This is a genomic window from Pseudomonas yamanorum (assembly GCF_900105735.1).
In the GTDB taxonomy this organism is placed as follows: domain Bacteria; phylum Pseudomonadota; class Gammaproteobacteria; order Pseudomonadales; family Pseudomonadaceae; genus Aquipseudomonas; species Aquipseudomonas yamanorum.
The window spans coordinates 3,142,645-3,160,493 of the sequence record NZ_LT629793.1 but is presented as its reverse complement, the minus strand read 5'-3'; the positions used below and the strand labels follow the sequence as shown (position 1 = coordinate 3,160,493).

General features: G+C 61.2%; 15 protein-coding genes. 13 read left to right on the top strand and 2 right to left on the bottom strand.

Annotated elements, in window-relative coordinates; translation table 11 throughout:
- Nucleotides 1-25 precede the first annotated feature (25 nt).
- From BLU46_RS14980 to BLU46_RS14935, 9 genes are all read left to right on the top strand, one after another.
- Complete coding sequence (locus tag BLU46_RS14980) at nt 26-751, top strand: MotA/TolQ/ExbB proton channel family protein (protein ID WP_093210160.1); 726 nt, start codon at nt 26-28, stop codon at nt 749-751.
- Between the two features lies 1 nt (nt 752).
- Nucleotides 753-1,154 (top strand): ExbD/TolR family protein, encoded by a 402-nt coding sequence (locus BLU46_RS14975; RefSeq protein ID WP_017478080.1) that lies wholly within the window; start codon nt 753-755, stop codon nt 1,152-1,154.
- A gap of 1,009 nt (nt 1,155-2,163) precedes the next feature.
- Entirely contained in the window at nt 2,164-2,745 is a 582-nt protein-coding gene (locus BLU46_RS14965; protein WP_093202962.1) for an alpha/beta hydrolase, read from the top strand.
- Between the two features lie 48 nt (nt 2,746-2,793).
- Entirely contained in the window at nt 2,794-3,720 is a 927-nt protein-coding gene (locus tag BLU46_RS14960; protein WP_093202957.1) for a sigma 54-interacting transcriptional regulator, read from the top strand.
- Between the two features lie 148 nt (nt 3,721-3,868).
- Nucleotides 3,869-4,651, top strand: coding sequence for a MetQ/NlpA family ABC transporter substrate-binding protein (locus BLU46_RS14955; RefSeq protein ID WP_063033612.1), 783 nt, complete (start codon nt 3,869-3,871; stop codon nt 4,649-4,651).
- 561 nt (nt 4,652-5,212) lie between these two features.
- Nucleotides 5,213-5,878, top strand: coding sequence for an amino acid ABC transporter permease (locus BLU46_RS14950; RefSeq protein ID WP_063033611.1), 666 nt, complete (start codon nt 5,213-5,215; stop codon nt 5,876-5,878).
- Nucleotides 5,859-6,518 (top strand): amino acid ABC transporter permease, encoded by a 660-nt coding sequence (locus BLU46_RS14945; protein ID WP_063033610.1) that lies wholly within the window; start codon nt 5,859-5,861, stop codon nt 6,516-6,518. Before BLU46_RS14950 ends, BLU46_RS14945 begins: the two co-directional genes overlap by 20 nt.
- On the top strand, nt 6,515-7,291 hold the full coding sequence (locus BLU46_RS14940; protein WP_017478085.1) for an amino acid ABC transporter ATP-binding protein: 777 nt from the start codon (nt 6,515-6,517) through the stop codon (nt 7,289-7,291). Before BLU46_RS14945 ends, BLU46_RS14940 begins: the two co-directional genes overlap by 4 nt.
- A complete protein-coding gene (locus BLU46_RS14935; protein WP_063033609.1) occupies nt 7,288-8,163 on the top strand; it encodes a transporter substrate-binding domain-containing protein in 876 nt (291 codons plus the stop codon). Before BLU46_RS14940 ends, BLU46_RS14935 begins: the two co-directional genes overlap by 4 nt.
- A gap of 117 nt (nt 8,164-8,280) precedes the next feature.
- Here BLU46_RS14935 and BLU46_RS14930 read toward each other — a convergent pair whose 3' ends face one another.
- Nucleotides 8,281-9,441, bottom strand: a complete 1,161-nt coding sequence (locus BLU46_RS14930) for an AAA family ATPase (RefSeq protein ID WP_093202955.1) — start codon at nt 9,439-9,441, stop codon at nt 8,281-8,283.
- Nucleotides 9,442-9,563: 122 nt separating this feature from the next.
- Here BLU46_RS14930 and BLU46_RS14925 point away from each other — a divergent pair, with 122 nt between their 5' ends.
- The 4 genes from BLU46_RS14925 to BLU46_RS14910 all read left to right on the top strand — a co-directional run bounded on the left by BLU46_RS14925 (nt 9,564) and on the right by BLU46_RS14910 (nt 17,079).
- A complete protein-coding gene (locus tag BLU46_RS14925; RefSeq protein WP_063033608.1) occupies nt 9,564-10,670 on the top strand; it encodes an efflux RND transporter periplasmic adaptor subunit in 1,107 nt (368 codons plus the stop codon).
- A complete protein-coding gene (locus BLU46_RS14920; protein ID WP_063033607.1) occupies nt 10,667-11,737 on the top strand; it encodes an efflux RND transporter periplasmic adaptor subunit in 1,071 nt (356 codons plus the stop codon). Before BLU46_RS14925 ends, BLU46_RS14920 begins: the two co-directional genes overlap by 4 nt.
- The gene (locus BLU46_RS14915) at nt 11,734-14,787 is read left to right on the top strand and encodes an efflux RND transporter permease subunit (protein ID WP_093202953.1); all 3,054 of its coding nucleotides are present in this window, start codon (nt 11,734-11,736) and stop codon (nt 14,785-14,787) included. Before BLU46_RS14920 ends, BLU46_RS14915 begins: the two co-directional genes overlap by 4 nt.
- 120 nt (nt 14,788-14,907) lie before the next feature.
- On the top strand, nt 14,908-17,079 hold the full coding sequence (locus BLU46_RS14910) for a glycoside hydrolase (protein ID WP_093202949.1): 2,172 nt from the start codon (nt 14,908-14,910) through the stop codon (nt 17,077-17,079).
- 122 nt (nt 17,080-17,201) lie between these two features.
- Here BLU46_RS14910 and BLU46_RS14905 read toward each other — a convergent pair whose 3' ends face one another.
- A complete protein-coding gene (locus tag BLU46_RS14905) occupies nt 17,202-17,828 on the bottom strand; it encodes a class I SAM-dependent methyltransferase (RefSeq protein WP_093202946.1) in 627 nt (208 codons plus the stop codon).
- Nucleotides 17,829-17,849: the final 21 nt, after the last annotated feature.

Sequence of the window (17,849 nt, the reverse complement as noted above, 5' to 3'; positions counted from 1 at the left end):
ATCGCGACCTGCACAGAGGGAAAACATCATGGCATTAGCATCTCCAACTGAATCCATCGAAAGCGCGGTGATCTGGCTGCTGGTGGTCTTTTCGGTCGCTACCTGGGGCCTGGCCCTGCTCAAGGGCGTCCAGTTCGGTCGCCTCAAGTCCCAGGATCGCAAATTCCACAAACAGTTCTGGGCGGCCTCCAGTCTGGACTCGGCCGCTGAACTGGCTGAAACCAGGCCGGGCGCCGCTGCTCGTGTGGCCCAGGCCGGTTACGCCGCGATCCAGGTGGGTGAGGCGCCACACGCTGCTGACCTGAGCCAGGCGATCAATCATCAGGACCGCTTGGAACGTGCCCTGCGCCAACAAATCGTGCGTGAGCGTCGCTCCCTGGAAACGGGTCTGGCGGTGGTCGCGAGTATCGGCAGTACGTCGCCGTTTATCGGTCTGTTCGGTACCGTTTGGGGGATCATGGAAGCGTTGAAAGGCATCAGCGCCGCCGGTTCCGCGAGCCTCGAAACCGTGGCCGGGCCGATTGGTGCCGCCCTGGTCGCCACTGGTGTGGGTATTGCCGTCGCGGTGCCGGCGGTGCTGGTTTACAACTACTTCCTGCGTCGCCTGAAACTCACGGCTGCTGACCTGGATGACTTTGCCCATGACTTCTACAGCCTGGCGCAGAAGAACTCGTTCCGCGTGCTGCTGCATCCGACGCTGAGCAAGGCCAGTGCCCAGGGTGGCGCGCAAAAAGTGAAGGAGGCGTCCTGAGATGGCCTTCTCCACGCAAGACAGTGATGAGGTGCTGAGCGAGATCAACGTCACGCCGCTGGTGGATGTGATGTTGGTGCTGCTGGTGGTGTTTATCGTCACCGCGCCGTTGTTGACCAATGCGATTCCGATCAACCTGCCCAAGACTGAGGCCGTGGCGCCGGTGGAGCAGAAAGATCCGCTGGTGGTGAGTATTGATGCTGCCGGCAAACTGTTTATCAACAAGGATGAAATCCAGCCGGATTTGCTGGAATTCAACTTGCAGTCGGCCAAGGCCAAGGACCCGGAGGTTCGGGTGCAACTGCAGGCTGACGATGGAGTTAATTATGGCGAAGTGGCGCGAGCCATGGCGTCTATCGAGCGCGCGGGGATTACCAAGCTGTCGGTGATTACTGCACGTTAGTTTCAAATGCCTCGACAATTTTTTTGGCCGTTTCCTTGGCAGGGTGCGGCCTTTTTTTTGGGGCTTTGGGGGGAGTACATATCCGTTATTTAGGTAACGGCTACTTAGGGTTCCGCTCTTACAGCGGGTCACTTTTGGCAAACGCCCCAAAAGTAACCAAAAGGTCTTTGCCCCACCACTCGGTGCCTCGCCTAGGCTCGGCATGCCCGCACTCCGGCACGGCTCCGCGGGCCGCCGCGACGGGCCATCCATGGCCCGGCGCGGCTAAATCGGCATCCCTGCCGATTTACCCGCTCCACCGTGCCTACTTGCGGCCATCGTGGTTGACGGGGCCCGCAGATCAAAATCAAAAGCAGAGCACAGCGGCCTACCGGCCGGCTTGAGTGTTAAAAGCCAGATCAAAAGCCAGAGCGAATGCAGCTCTGCTTTTCTGTGGGAGCTGGCTTGCCTGCGATGCAGACAACTCGGTACATCATGTACACCCAGTTGATGCCATCGCAGGCAAGCCAGCTCCCACATTTGACCGTGCCCGCTTTAGCTTTTGATTTGGCTGTTGCTTCACCACACTCAAGCCGGCCGGGAGGCCGCTGTGCTCTTGCTTTTGATCTTGATCTTAGGCGCCCCGTTAAACCACGCTGGCCGAACGCAGGCTTTGGAGCGTGGGTAACCCGGCAGGACGCCGGGTTAGCCGCGCTGGGCCATGGATGGCCCATCGCGGCGGCCCACGGTCCAAAGCCGGAGTGAGGACACACCGAGCATTAGCGAGGTGCCGAGTGGTGGGGCAAGAGCGTTTTGCTTACTTTTGCGCTGTTCAAAAGTGAGCCGCTGTAAGAGCGGAACCAATAGCGGCCATAACCGAAGAAACGGATATGTACCCCCAACCCCCTAACCCCCCCCCACCCTCAAACAAACATTTTGGTTATTAATAAATAGCTTCTTATTCCTTAACGAATATATACCCCGTGCCTATACTGACCCACAACGTTAAACGCTGCAGGAGGGCACACCCATGCACAGCGAGTCGATTCGTTATCTGATCGTGCCGGGCTGGCAAGGATCGCCAGAAGATCATTGGCAAAGTCATTGGCAGAACAGCCTGCCCAACAGCGCACGCGTGGAGCAAGCCGACTGGCTGACCCCGCGCCGCGAAGACTGGGTGGCCGCACTGGCCGAAGCCATCGCCGCCGACAGCACCCCGGTGATTCTGATTGCCCACAGCCTGGGCTGCATCGCCGTCGCCCATTGGGCCGCCACCGCACCGGTGCAGTTCCTGCGTCAGGTACGCGGCGCCTTGCTGGTGGCCCCGGCCGATGTCGAACGCCCTGCCTGCGCTCCCGCCCTGCGTAACTTCGCGCCAATCCCCAATCATCTGCTGCCGTTCCCAAGCCAGGTTGTCAGCTCCGACAACGACAGCGCCGTCAGCGCCACCCGCGCCCTGGAACTGGCGCGTAACTGGGGCGCCGAAGCGGGAATTCTCGCGGGGGCCGGGCATATCAATGTGAAGTCCGGCCATCAACGCTGGGAACAGGGTTTCGCCTACCTCTATCGCCTGCAAAATCGCCTGGAACATCACTCCCGGCGCCGTGCATAAAATTTTTTAAACGCCCCTTCCCCTTCGTGGATGGGGCGGGAGTCTGCCATGAGCCTGCATGAAACCTTCGGTCAGCCCCTGCTGACCTTCCCCGACGCCGAAAAAAGCCCCCTGAGCATTCGTGCCAAGGCGCTTGTGTTTGTCGACCCGCGTTCGCGGCAACTGCGCGAAGACCTCGAAAATCTCGCCCCCCGTGCCTTGCCCGTGTTGATCCGCGGCGAAACCGGCAGCGGCAAGGAATTGCTCGCGCGGCATATCCACCGTGGCAGCGACCGCACCGGCTTGTTTGTCTCGGTCAATTGCGGCGCCATCAGCCCGACTTATGCCGACGCCGAACTGTTCGGCTACGCCGCAGGCAGCCACAGCGGCGCAGCCAGTAGCCGCGCCGGCTGGTTTGGCTCGGCCAATGGCGGCACCTTGTACCTGGATGAAATCGGCGACCTGCCGTTGCCGATCCAGGTCAAGTTGCTGGCGGCGCTGGAAAACCACGAAGTGACCCGCGTTGGCGCTCATCAGCCAAGTCCGGTGGATGTGCGGCTGGTGGCGGCCACCAGCATCGACCTGGCTCAGGCCGTGGCAGCCGGCAAGTTTCACGAGCGCCTGTTCCATTACCTCAGCGAAGGCCAGTTGGAGTTGCCGGCACTGCGCGAGCGGGTGGGCGATATCCTGTCACTGGCCGAGTATTTCCTCGGCATCTACAGCCAGCGCCTCGACTTGCCGGTACCGCTGATCAGCGACGAAGCCCAACGCGTGCTGGAGCATCACAGCTGGCCGGGGAACACGCGGGAGTTGGAGAACGTGATTCACTTTGCCCTGTTGGTCAGCAGTGGCGACGAGATTTTGCCGGAGCATTTGAACCTGCCGCTGCCGTCGGTGACGCAGATCGAACACCAGGCGCGGCAGATCCTCAGCAGCGGTACCGAGGCCGAACGTGATGCGTTGAGGCGTCTATTGAAAGGGTTGGCGTCTGTATGAACAAAATGGAATATCAAAGTGAATAAAAAGTATTGTTCTGGAATAAAAAACCTCGGTATTGTCCGCTTCACGCCGCGATAGCACTTCGCTGGCACTCAACTACAAAGCGGCCGTCCCAGACGACCCGGATTTTCGATAAGGACACTGCATGAAAAAGGTTCTGTTGTTTACCGCACTGGCGGCTGCCCTGACTGCAAGCTTCGCCCAGGCCAACGAGAAACTGGTGGTAGCCGCTACCCCGATCCCGCACGCCGAGATCCTTGAGCTGGTCAAGCCGACCCTGGCCAAAGAAGGCGTGGACCTGGAAATCAAAGTCTTTACCGACTACGTGCAGCCGAACGTGCAGGTGGCCGAGAAGCGTCTGGACGCCAACTACTTCCAGACCCTGCCGTACCTGGAAAACTTCAACAAGGGTAAAGGCACCAACCTGGTGACCGTGGTCGGTGTGCACGTTGAACCCTTCGGTGGTTACTCGAAAAAGATCAAAAACATCTCTGAGCTGAAAGATGGCGCCACCGTGGCCATCCCGAACGAAGGCAGCAACTCCGGCCGTGCCCTGCTGCTGCTGCAAAAGGCTGGCGTTATCACCCTGAAAGACCCGACCAACGCCCTGGCCACGCCGAAAGACATCGCCAGCAACCCGAAAAACCTGAAATTCAAAGAGCTGGAATCGGCCCTGCTGCCACGCGTACTGGACCAGGTTGACCTGGACCTGATCAACACTAACTACGCCCTGGAAGCCGGCCTGAACCCGGCCAAGGACGCACTGATCATCGAAGACGCCAAGTCGCCGTACGTGAACTTCCTGGTTGCCCGCCCGGACAACAAGGACAGCGACGCGATCCAGAAGCTGGCCAAAGCCCTGACCAGCCCTGAAGTGAAAGCTTTCATCGAGAAGAAATACAACGGTGCGGTCGTGCCGGCGTTCTGATCGAGCCCCAAAACCTCCTTCAAGGTTTAAACGCCGACGGCTTCTACAGCGTCGGCGTTTTTTATGGCTGGAATGCAATCGAAATGTGGGAGCGGGCTTGCTCGCGAATGCGGTGGGTCAGCCAACACATCTGCTGACTGATACACCGCATTCGCGAGCAAGCCCGCTCCCACATTTGGGAGCGTGTCAGCTCAGAGATTCCGGCTGTTAATGGCCCTGCGCAACGCCACCAGCCACTTCACCAGCTCCTGCGGATCAATCGGTTTTGCTTTTGTCATCGCTCATTCCCTCGTCTGTTGGTTGGCCGTCAGTCTGGCCACGCGCTGCCTATCCCTGAAGTGCAGCACCGATAAAAAGACCCTTCCTACTTCCCCGGAAACAGTAGCTGTCATCCGCCGGTACCGCGAATCCGCAGGTTATCTATTTGGGTGATATCAATATGCTATTTCGGTATTTAAATTTTGCTTTTTATACCTTTAAAGTCGGCGCTACTCAGCGTTACCCACGCTGACCCGGACCGCACCAACGCCGCATTACCCCCTGCGGCGTCAGGGATTTCAGATGACCTTCGATTACGCATTTATCCTCAGCACGCTGCCAGCGTTTCTCAAGGCCGTGGGCGTGACCTTGCAAGTCGGCCTGATCGCTATCGGCACCTCGTTAGTGGTGGCCCTGATCAACGCTGCACTGCTGGTATTTCGCACACCCTACGTGTGGCGCCTGGTGGCGCTGTACGTCGAACTGGCGCGCAACACACCGCTGCTGATCCAACTGTTTTTCGTCTACTTCGCGTTGCCGGCCTTGGGATTGAATATCTCCGGGTTCTGGGCGGCGATCATCACCATGACCTTTCTCGGCGGCGCCTACCTCACGGAAGTGCTGCGCGCCGGTGTCGAGGCGGTGCCGCTGGCGCAGATCGAGTCGGGCAAGTCCATCGGCCTGTCCCACTGGCAGCTGCTGCGCCATGTGATCCTGCCTCAGGCGGGGATCCTCAGCCTGCCGGCGCTGTTTGCGAACTTCATTTTCCTGCTGAAGGAAACCACCATCGTGTCGGCGGTGGCGGTGCCGGAAATTCTCTACACCACCAAAAGCTACATTGCCCTCTATTACAAAACCTACGAAATGCTCGCGGTGCTGACGTTGATCTGCGTGCTGTTATTCCTGCCGCTGTCGCTGCTGCTCAGCCGCCTTGAAAGGAGGCTCCAGCATGGCCAGTTCGGGTCTTGAATTACTCTGGGTGTCGTTGCCGCAACTGGGCAAGGGCGCTGCGCAAACCCTGTCGATCTCGTTCCTGAGCATTGCCTTCAGTACCGTCGGCGGCGTGTTGTATGGCGTGCTGCGCACGCTGAATTCGAAAGCGATCAACCTGGTGCTGCGGATTTACCTCGAGCTATTCCGCGCCATTCCGGTGTTGGTGTGGCTGTACCTGCTGTTCTTCGGCCTGCCGATTTTCTTTGGCCTGAGCATTCCGAGCTTCTGGTGCGCGGTGCTGGTGTTATCGCTGTGGGGCGCCAGTGAAGTCGGCGAAGTGGTGCGCGGTGCCTTGCATTCGTTGCCCCGCGGCCAGCGTGAAGCCGGCCTGTCGATTGGCCTGTCGGACCCGCAGTTGTATGGCTACGTGCTCCTGCCCCAGGCCCTGAAACGCATGACCCCGCCGACCATCAACGTCTACACCCGCATCATCAAGACCAGCTCCCTGGCGGTGCTGATCGGTGTGGTGGATGTGATCAAGGTCGGTCAGCAAATCATCGAGCGCACCTACGAGTCGGTGTTGATCTACGGCGCGCTGTTCCTGTTTTTCTTCTTTATCTGCTACCCGTTGTCGGCTGCCTCCAAGGTGCTGGAACGGCGCTGGGCCCAAGCATGAGCGCATTGATCGAGTTCCAGGGTTTCAATAAATACTTCGGCGACCAGCAGGTGCTCAAGGGCATCGACCTGAGCGTGCAAAGCGGCGAAGTGGTGGTGATCCTCGGCCCCAGCGGTTGCGGCAAAAGCACCTTGCTGCGGTGCCTCAATGGCCTGGAAGTGGCCCACAGCGGCAGCCTGCGTTTTGCCGGCAAGGAGCTGCTGGACAAGGCCACCGACTGGCGCCAGGTGCGCCAGGACGTGGGCATGGTGTTCCAGAGTTATCATCTGTTCCCGCACATGAGCGTGCTCGACAACATTTTGCTCGGCCCGCTGAAAGTGCAAAAACGCGAACCCCGCGAAGCCCGGGCCCAGGCTGAAAAACTGCTGGAACGGGTGGGTCTCTCGGACAAGCGTGACGCCTATCCGCGCCAGCTCTCCGGCGGCCAGCAGCAACGCATCGCCATCGTCCGTTCGTTGTGCATGAACCCGCAGGTCATGCTGTTTGACGAAGTCACCGCTGCCCTCGACCCGGAAATGGTCAAGGAAGTACTGGAAGTGATCCAGGGCCTGGCCCGGGACGGCATGACCCTGCTGATCGTCACCCATGAAATGGCCTTCGCCCGCGCCGTCGCCGACCGCGTGGTGTTCATGGAGGCCGGCCGCATCCTCGAACAAAACACCCCCGAGGCATTCTTTACGAACCCGCAAACCGCACGCGCGCAGCAGTTCCTGGAGAAGTTCTCCTTCGTTTCAACACTGCCCAAAAGAACCAAGGAACTGGAGCTGTCATGAAAACTGCCAAGTTGTTATTCCCCCTGTTCGGCCTCGTGCTGCTGGCCGGCTGCAACAAATCCGAAGAGCCCGCCAAGACGGCCGCTGCGGCCACCCCGGCCCCGGCTGCGGTGAGCTACATCGACAAGATCAAGGCGCGGGACAAGCTGATCGTCGGCGTGTTTACCGACAAGCCGCCGTTTGGTTTTGTGGATGAGTCCGGTCGCTACGTCGGCTTCGATACCGACATCGGCCGCCGCTTCGCCAAGGACCTGCTGGGCGACGAGAACAAGGTTGAATTCGTCGCCGTGGAGCCAGCGAGCCGCATTCCGTTCCTGCAAAGCGACAAGGTCGACCTGATCCTCGCCAACATGACCGTGACGCCTGAGCGCAAGGAAGCGGTGGACTTCACCAATCCGAACCTGAAAGTGGCGGTGCAGGCACTGGTGGCCAACGGCAGCCCGGTGAAAAGCCTGGACGACCTGGCGACCCGCACCACCATCGTCACCACCGGCACTACCGCGGATATCTGGCTGACCAAGAACCACCCGGACTGGAAACTGCTGAAGTTCGAGAAAAACTCCGAGTCGCTGCAAGCGCTGTCGGCTGGCCGGGGTGATGCCTATGCCCAGGACAACCTGGTGCTGTTCAGTTGGGCCAAGCAGAACCCGGGCTACCGTGTGCTGGAGCAGAAACTGGGGGATGAAGCGCCGATTGCGCCGGCGGTGAAGAAAGGCAATATCGAACTGCGGGATTGGGTGAATGCCGAACTGGCGAAGTTGGGCGAGGAGAAGTATCTGCTCAAGCTGTATGACCAGTATGTTCGCAAGGAACTGAGCGATGACACCAAGCCTGAGAGTGTGATTGTTGAAGGCGGGAAGTGGCAGGGCTGACCCGTCAGTGATCGTTCCCACGCTCCGCGTGGGAATGCCGCCTTGGACGCTCCGCGTCTGCTGTTGGGACGCGGAGCGTCCCGTTATGCATTCCCACGCAGAGCGTGGGAACGATCATCAGCTGGGCCAATGCCACGCCGGCTCATCCAGCACCCGCTGCCCCACCACCTGCGTCTGCCCCATCACCTTTTCCAGCACGATCGAATTACACCCTTCATCCTGCTGCAACGCCGCAATCAAGCGGCTGGCATGGGACACCACCCACACCTGGCACTGCTGCGACACCTGGATGATCAGCCGCGCCAATGCCGGCAGCAGGTCCGGATGCAAACTGGTTTCCGGTTCGTTCAGTACCATCATCGTCGGTGGCCTCGGCGTCAGCAGCGCCGCCACCAGCAGCAAATAGCGCAAGGTCCCGTCCGACAGCTCCGCTGCCGACAACGGGCGCAGCAACCCCTCCTGATAAAACTCAATGGCAAAACGGCCGCCCTGCAACGGCTCGATATTCAACCGCGCGCCGGGAAACGCGTCGCTGATTGCCCGCTGCAAGGCGTCCGGATCGCCAATCTCGCGAATGGTCTGCAACGCCGCCGCCAGATCCCGACCATCGTGATGCAGCACCGGCGTACGCGTGCCCAGTTGAGGTTGGCGCACCGGGGCGTCGACGTCGCTGCGAAAGTGGTCATAAAAGCGCCAGCCGCGAATGCTTTCACGCAGCAGCAACACCTCCGGCGAACCCCGCAGGCTGCCGACCTGATCGAACAGGCTGTGGTAGTTCGGCGTGTGCTGGGCCAGTACATCCCAGGCCCGGCCTTCGCGAGCGCGCACCATCGGGCCGGAGCGCTGTACCAGCAGGCTCGCTGGGCGGTACACGTGGCCGGCCCAGATGCATTCTTTCTTGATCTCGGGGTCCAGGGAAAAGTAGGACTCGCCCGGCTCCGGCAACCCCAGGGAAATCGCATAGCTGAAATCTTCCCCGGCGAACCCCAGGCGCAAACGCTTGGCGCCCTGGCGCACGATGGGCTCCACCGCCACTTCACCACTGAGCATGCGCCGGCTGATGTTTTCCGGCCCGGCCCAGAAGGTCGAATCCAGCCCACCCTCACGGGCCAGTGCATTGATCACACCGCCCTGTGCCGTCTCCGCCAGCAGCCGCAGGGCGCGATACAGGTTGGATTTACCGCTGCCATTGGGGCCGGTGATCAGGTTCAACCGATCCAGCGGCACCACCAATTTGTTGATCGAGCGGTAATTGGCCACCGCGAGGGTTTTGAGCATGAGAAAAATTATCGCTTTGGGAACCATTGGAGTATGGGATTCTCCATGCAGATAAGGAACCCTGTTCTAAGCTCACAGTCGCATACACACTGGCACGGCGGCATCACGCAAAAGGAGCCTGCATGGGCGGTCCCAACTCCACATTTATTATCCTCGGCCTTGGCTTGCTGGCGCTGCTGAGCGGTTGCGGCCAGGAAAAAACCGAGCCCAAGGAACATTCCCGGGTGTTTGTGCAGACGGTGAAGTCCACCGACTTTGCCGCCGCCGTGACCTTGACCGGTGATATCCAGGCCCGGGTGCAGACCGATCTGTCGTTCCGCGTCGGCGGCAAGATCATTCAGCGCATGGTGGATGTCGGTGACCGCGTCAGCGCCAAGCAGGTGCTGGCCAAGCTCGATCCGAAAGATTTGCAGACCAATGTCGATTCCGCCCAGGCCCAGGTGGTCGCGGAGCAGGCGCGGGTCAAACAGACCGCCGCCGCGTTTGTGCGCCAGGAAAAACTCCTGCCCAAGGGCTACACCAGCCGCAGCGAATACGACTCCGCCCAGGCCGCGTTGCGCAGCAGCCAGAGCGCGCTGACCGCCGCCCAGGCGCAGTTGGCCAATGCCCGCGAGCAGTTGGGCTACACCTCGCTGGTCGCCGACGCGCCGGGCATCATCACCGCGCGTCAGGCCGAGGTGGGCCAGGTGGTGCAGGCCACGGTGCCGATTTTCAGCCTGGCTCGGGACGGTGAGCGCGATGCGGTGTTCAACGTCTATGAGTCGCTGCTGGTGGAGCCGCCGCCGGACAAACCGATTACCGTCAGCCTGTTGGAAAATCCGCAGATTACCGCCGTGGGCAAGGTCCGCGAAGTTACCCCTGCCGTGGCTGCGAATACCGGCACGGTGCAAGTCAAAATCGCCCTCGACGCGTTGCCCAAGGGCATGCAACTGGGCTCGGTGGTCAGCGCCACCGCCAACGGGCCGGCCAAGGCCAGCATTGAATTGCCGTGGGCCGCATTGACCAAAGACATCAGCGAACCAGCGGTATGGTTGGTGGACGCTGACGGCAAGGCGCAACTGCACAAGGTCACGGTCGCGCGCTATCTGACCGGCAAGGTCATCATCAGCGACGGCCTCAAGGGCGGCGAAAAAGTCGTGGTGGCCGGCGGGCAACTGTTGCATCCCGGCATGATCGTGGAAATCGCCCAGCCGCCGGATCAGGCCCAGGCCCAAGGAGTGCAGCCATGAAGCGGCTGACGTGTGTGCTCGCCGCCAGCCTGTTGTTGGTGGCGTGCTCCAAGGAAGAACCGGCGCCGGAGCCGGTGCGCCCGGTGCTGTCGATTGAAGTGAAATCCGAAGACCAGGAAAACCTTGGCCGCTTCGCCGGAACGATCCAGGCCCGTTATGAAAGTAACCTGGGGTTCCGCGTGCCAGGCCGCATTGCCCGCCGAGCCGTCGACGTGGGCGCTGAAGTGGAGCAGGGCGCGTTGCTCGCCGTGCTCGACCCCACCGACCAACAGAACCAGTTGCGCGCTGCCCAGGGCGACCTGGCCAGGGTCCAGGCGCAGTGGATCAACGCCCAGGCCAATGCCCGTCGCCAGCAGGAACTGTTCAACCGCGGCGTTGGCGCCCAGGCCCAACTGGATGTGGCCCAGACCGACCTGAAAACCACCCAGGCCTCCCTCGACCAAGCCAAGGCCTCGGTCAATCAGGCCAAGGATCAGCTCAACTACGCCGAACTGCGCACCGACCACGCGGGCATCGTCACCGCCTGGAATGCCGAGGCCGGCCAAGTGGTCAGCGCCGGGCAGCAAGTGGTGACCCTGGCGCGACCGGACATCAAGGAAGCCGTCATTGATTTGCCTGCCGGCCTCGCCGAGCGTCTGCCGCCGGATGTGGTGTTCCTGGTCGCCGGGCAGATGGACCCCACCGTCAGCACCACTGCCACCGTGCGCGAGATCGAACCCCAGGCCCAAAGCGCCACCCGCACTCGTCGCGCCCGCCTGACCCTGGCCGAAACGCCATCCGCGTTTCGCCTCGGCACCGCTATCAGCGTGACCCTCAGTTCAGCCATCGTCCCACGCATCGAGCTGCCCCTCACTGCCCTGCAGGAAGCCGACGGCAAGACCCGCATCTGGGTGATCGACACCCAAAGCCAGACCGTACAACCCCGTGACGTCACCATCGTCAGCCGTGACGCCGACAGCGCCTTGCTCAATGCCGGCGTCAAGCCCGGTGAGCGCGTGGTGAGTGCCGGCGTGAACAGCCTGAAACCGGGGCAAAAAGTCAAAATCGACGAGGACAGCCCGCGATGAAAGGGAGCTTCAACTTATCCGACTGGGCCCTCAAGCATCAGTCCTTCGTCTGGTACCTGATGTTCGTCGCGCTGCTGATGGGCGTGTTCTCGTACATGAACCTCGGCCGCGAGGAAGACCCGTCGTTCACCATCAAGACCATGGTGATCCAGACCCGTTGGCCAGGCGCGACCCAGGAAGAGACCCTGAAGCAGGTCACCGACCGCATCGAGAAAAAACTCGAAGAGCTGGACTCCCTCGACTACGTGAAAAGCTACACCCGGCCCGGTGAGTCCACGGTGTTTGTGTTCCTCAAGGACACCACCAGCGCCAAGGCGATCCCGGAGATCTGGTACCAGGTCCGCAAGAAGATCGATGACATCCGCGGCAGCTTCCCCCAAGGCTTGCAGGGGCCGGCGTTCAACGACGAGTTCGGTGACGTGTTCGGTTCGGTGTATGCGTTCACCGCCGATGGCCTGTCGATGCGCCAGTTGCGCGACTACGTCGAGCAAGCGCGCGCCGAGATTCGTTCGGTGCCGGGGCTGGGCAAAGTCGAGATGATCGGCCAGCAGGACGAAGTGATTTACCTGAATTTCTCCACCCGCAAACTCGCGGCCCTGGGGATTGATCAGCGCCAGGTGGTGCAGAGCCTGCAATCGCAGAACGCGGTGACTCCGGCCGGGGTGATCGAGGCCGGGCCGGAGCGGATTTCGGTGCGCACCTCCGGGCAGTTTGCCTCGGAGAAAGACCTGGCCAACGTCAATCTGCGGCTCAATGACCGCTTCTATCGGCTGGCTGACGTGGCGGAAATCACCCGTGGCTATGTCGACCCGTCGACGCCGATGTTCCGTTTCAATGGCAAGCCGGCGATTGGCTTGGCCATCGCCATGCAGAAGGGCGGCAACATCCAGGATTTCGGCAAGGCCCTGCACAAACGCATGGACGAGCTGACCGCCGACCTGCCGGTGGGTGTGGGCGTGCACAAGGTTTCCGATCAGGCGGAAGTGGTGGAAGAGGCCGTCGGCGGCTTTACCAGCGCGTTGTTTGAGGCGGTGATCATCGTGCTGGTGGTGAGCTTTATCAGCCTCGGCGTGCGTGCCGGGTTGGTGGTGGCGTGCTCGATTCCATTGGTGTTGGCGCTGGTGTTCGTGTTCATGGAATACAGCGGCATCACCATGCAGCGGGTGTCGCTGGGCGCCTTGATCATTGCCCTCGGCCTGTTGGTGGACGACGCGATGATCACCGTGGAGATGATGATCACGCGCCTGGAAAAAGGCGAAACCAAGGAGCAGGCCGCGACCTTCGCCTACACCTCCACGGCATTCCCGATGTTGACCGGCACACTGGTGACCGTCGCCGGTTTTGTGCCGATTGGCCTCAACGCCAGTTCCGCGGGTGAGTACACCTTTACGCTGTTTGCAGTGATTGCCGTGGCGATGCTGGTGTCGTGGGTGGTCGCAGTGTTGTTCGCGCCGGTGCTCGGGGTGCATATCCTCAGCAGCAAGGTAAAACCCCATAACGCCGAGCCGGGCCGTGTGGGCCGGGCGTTCAATGGCGGCATGCTGTGGGCGATGCGCAACCGCTGGTGGGCCATTGGCATTACCGTGCTGTTGTTTGTGGCGTCGGTGTTTTCCATGCAGTTTGTGCAGAACCAGTTTTTCCCGTCCTCGGACCGTCCGGAAATTCTTGTCGACCTCAACCTGCCGCAAAACGCCTCGATCAACGAGACCCGCAAGGCCGTCGACCGTCTTGAGGCGATCATCAAGGACGACCCGGACATCGCCCGCTGGAGCACCTACATCGGCCAAGGCGCGATCCGTTTCTACCTGCCGCTGGACCAGCAACTGGAGAACCCGTACTACGCGCAACTGGTGATCGTCAGCAAGGGTCTGGAAGAGCGCGGCGCCTTGATTGCGCGCCTGCAAAAACGCCTGCGGGAAGATTTTGTCGGCGTGGGCAGTTTCGTCCAGCCACTGGAAATGGGGCCGCCGGTGGGGCGTCCGATCCAGTATCGGGTGTCTGGCAAGGACATCGACCAAGTGCGCAAACACGCGATCGAACTGGCGACGATGCTCGATAAAAACACCCACATGGGCGAAATCATCTACGACTGGAACGAGCCCGGCAAAGTCCTGCGGGTGGATATCGCCCAGGACAAGGCACGGCAATTGGGGCTGTCGTCGGAAGACGTGGCGCAGTTGATGAACAGCGTGGTCAGCGGTGCGTCGGTGACCCAAGTGCATGACGATATCTACCTGATCAATGTGGTCGGCCGCGCCGAAGATGCCGAGCGCGGTACGCCGGAGACTTTGCAGAACCTGCAGATCGTCACGCCCAACGGCACCTCGATTCCGCTGCTGGCGTTCGCCACCGTGCGCTATGAGCTTGAACAGCCGTTGGTGTGGCGTCGCGACCGCAAGCCGACCATCACCATCAAGGCGGCGGTGCGCGACGACATGCAGCCGACCGACCTGGTGAAACAGCTCAAGCCGGACATCGACAAGTTCAGCGCCGCGTTGCCGGTGGGCTACAAGGTCGCCACCGGCGGCACCGTGGAAGAAAGCGGCAAGGCCCAGGGCCCGATTGCCAAGGTGGTGCCGCTGATGCTGTTCTTGATGGCGACCTTCCTGATGATTCAGTTGCACAGCGTGCAGAAGATGTTCCTGGTGGCCAGCGTCGCGCCGCTGGGGCTGATTGGCGTGGTGTTGGCGCTGATTCCCACGGGCACGCCCATGGGCTTCGTGGCCATCCTCGGGATCCTTGCGCTGATCGGCATCATCATCCGTAACTCGGTGATTCTGGTGACCCAGATCGACGCCTACGAGCGCGACGGCTACACGCCGTGGGATGCGGTGGTGGAAGCCACCGAACACCGGCGCCGGCCAATCCTGTTGACGGCGGCGGCGGCCAGCCTGGGCATGATCCCGATTGCCCGGGAAGTGTTCTGGGGGCCGATGGCCTACGCGATGATCGGCGGGATCATCATCGCGACCTTGCTGACGCTGCTGTTCCTACCGGCGCTGTATGTGGCCTGGTACAAGATTCGCGAGCCGAAGAAAGAAAACGCCTGACAGCCACTGCGATGACATTCCTACACGGACGTGGGAATGTTCCCTGAAACATTTTTTTGCCCTTCGCACCCGATCAATTGTTTTACCCTCCGGGCCTGATCCTTTTGCCAAGGCCTGCCCATGCGTTGTTTTCTGCTGGTTTGTAGCTTGTTGCTGTCGCCCGTGGCCCTTGCCGGCACGGTGCTGGAGAACGCCCTGTGGCGGGTTGAGATCGATCCGGCGACACTTGCGATCCACGTTATCCCCAGCGACAAGACCGCCGTGCAGGCTTCAAGCGGCGTCCCTGCGCACCGGGTCAACCAGCTCTCCCAAAGCGCCAGTCAGGCCAGTTGGCAATGGGATGATGGCGCTTATCGACTGAGCGCCACCCTCGATCAACGGGATCTCGCCCTGACGATCACCGCCCGTGATGCCGGTGAGTTGGCGATCCTGCGCCAACCCGCCAGTGCCATGGGCAAGGGCCTGATCTGGCCCCTGGCCGAAGGGCATTACGTACCGGCGGGCAATGGTGTGTGGCAGGACTTCCTGCTGGAGCAGGGCGACGTCAACACCACCCAGGACCTCAGTTTGCCGTTGTGGGGCGTGGACCACGGCGCGTTCACCCTCAACTGGCTGATGACCAATCCTTACAACAACCGTTTGCACTGGCAGGCCGACGGTAAAGGGCTGGCGTTGTCCACCTTCCATGAATTCACCACGCTGGACCCCGCCGCGCCGATGACCGTGCTGTTGCACCTGGGCGAAAGCGACCCGCTGGCCGGCGCCAAGCGCTATCACCAATGGCTGGTGGAGCAGGGGCTTTTTGAACCATTGGCAGACAAGTTGCGGCAAACCCCGGAAGCGGAAAAGCTGCTGGGCGCCAGCCATATCTACCTGTGGGGCAATGACCTGCTGAGCCTGGGTGATGTGCGTGATTGGCCGCAGTTGCTCAAACTGCTGCGCAGTGGCAAAGGCCTGGCGGCGGAGTTGAATGGCTTGCTGGACAAAGAGGCTGCGCAGGTTCGACAGGTCAAGCAACCGTATGAGCAGGCTGTCCTGCTGCGCGGCCTGAATGCGGCGATCAGCACAAAGGCCCGGCAGGGTTGGCAGCCCTCCACCGAGCCGAATATGACCCAACTCGCTGACGGTTATGGTGCGCTGCGTCGTGAGTTGGCCGTGGCCTTTGCCGGTGCCTTGAGCACAACGCCCGAGACCTGGGGCAACACCCTATCGGTCACCAACGCTTTGAAAGACGCCGGTCTCAAGCGCCTGCTGGTGACTCAGGGCGAAGGCTGGGAAGGTGGGCTCTGGCATCCTGAAGCGGTGAAGGCCGGGGTCGACGCCGGTTACTTGATGGCGCCCTACGACTCATATGAAACGGCACTGTCTGCCACTGAAAACCCCGACTGGACCACCGCGCACCTGGGCAGCAAGGCCTATGGCGAGTGCGCGATCGTGTTGAAGGGCGGCCAGTTGAAGACAGGCTTCCAGAAGTCCGGCCACTACACCGACCCGCGCTGCGTGCGTCCGCTGCTGGAGGCGCGGATCAAGGCGGTGCAGGCCAAGTCCGGGTTCAACGCCTGGTTCCTCGACGCCTATGCCACCAGCATGTTGTTCGACAGCTATCGCACGGGTGCGAGCATGACCCAGGCACAAAACGCCGAAGGCAATATCGACGCAGCCCGCTGGATCAATACCCCGCTGAAGTTGCCGGCAGGTTCCGAGGACGGCAACGCGATCACCGCCCGAGGCATCCTGTTTGCCCACGGCATGCAAACGCCGGTGCTGGGCTGGGGTGATCGGGAGATGACCCAGGACAAGCAGTCGCCGTACTACGTCGGGGCTTGGTATCCACCAGAGCAGCCGGCGGTGTTCTTCAAGTCCGTACCGCTGAAAGAGCCGTTTCGCACGGTCTACTTTGACCCGGCGATGCGCCTGCCGCTGTATCAGGCGGTATTCCACGGCTCTGTGATCACCACCCACCATTGGCTGTTCGACAGCCTGAAACTGAGCAACGTGCGGGCCGAGAACGAGCTGACGCAACTGCTCTACAACGTGCCGCCGCTGTATCACCTGAGTGCGGCGACGGTGAAGCAGCGCTTGCCGGTGATTCAGCGCCAGGATGCGTTCTTTCGGCCGCTGCATGAGCGGTTGGCGACTCAGGCGATGACGGATTTTCGTTGGCTGACGGAAGATAAGCAGGTGCAGCAGACTACGTTTGCTGATGGGACGCGGTTGGTGGCGAATTTTGCTGAACGCAGTATTACGGCTTTCGTGCCTGGCGCGCAGGCCGTGGTGTATCAGGTGGATTAGTGGCGGCCGTGAGTCCATCGCAGGCAAGCCAGCTCCCACATTTGACCGGGTTGTCAGGGCTTGCACCGATCAAGGGTGGGAGCTGGCTTGCCTGCGATGAGGCTGTTTCAGGCAATGCAGCTCTAAACTTTCTTCCACACACTCGCCAGCCACGGCTGCTGTTCCCGAGGCAGCCCGGCAGGTCGGTAGTAATGCTCCAACTCCACAAATCCCGCCGCCGTCAGCAGTTCCTGCCAGGCCTGCAAGTCGTGATACGAGCCATACCGCGGCCCATTCCAACCCTCCTGGTTTTCACCCCGAGGGTTTGAGCTGAACAACACCCCACCGACCTTCAACGCCCCATGCAACTGCCCAAGAATGCGCGGCAGCTCCTGCTTGGGAATATGGAACAGCACCGCGTTGGCGAAGATCCCGTCGAAACGCCCGGCGGGCAAATCCAGCTTCAGGAAGTCCTGTTGCAGCACTTCACAGCCGCTGTCTTCCCGGGCCATCTGTGCAAAGCGCTCCGAACCATCGAGCCCCACCGCGATATGGCCCATGCGCGTAAACGTCTGCAAATCCCGCCCCGGCCCGCAGCCAAAATCCAGTACGGTAAACGGCGCGTCGCCCTGGATATGCCGCAGCAGCGCATCAATGTTCTGGCTCACATCGTGATCGCGGGTGCCTTCACGGAAATCCTCGGCCACTTTGTTGTAGTGGCCGAGAGTGGTGGCGGTGATCTGGTCGAGGTCGTCGGGGGCGAGTTTCATGGCGGGCAATACCGGGCGCTG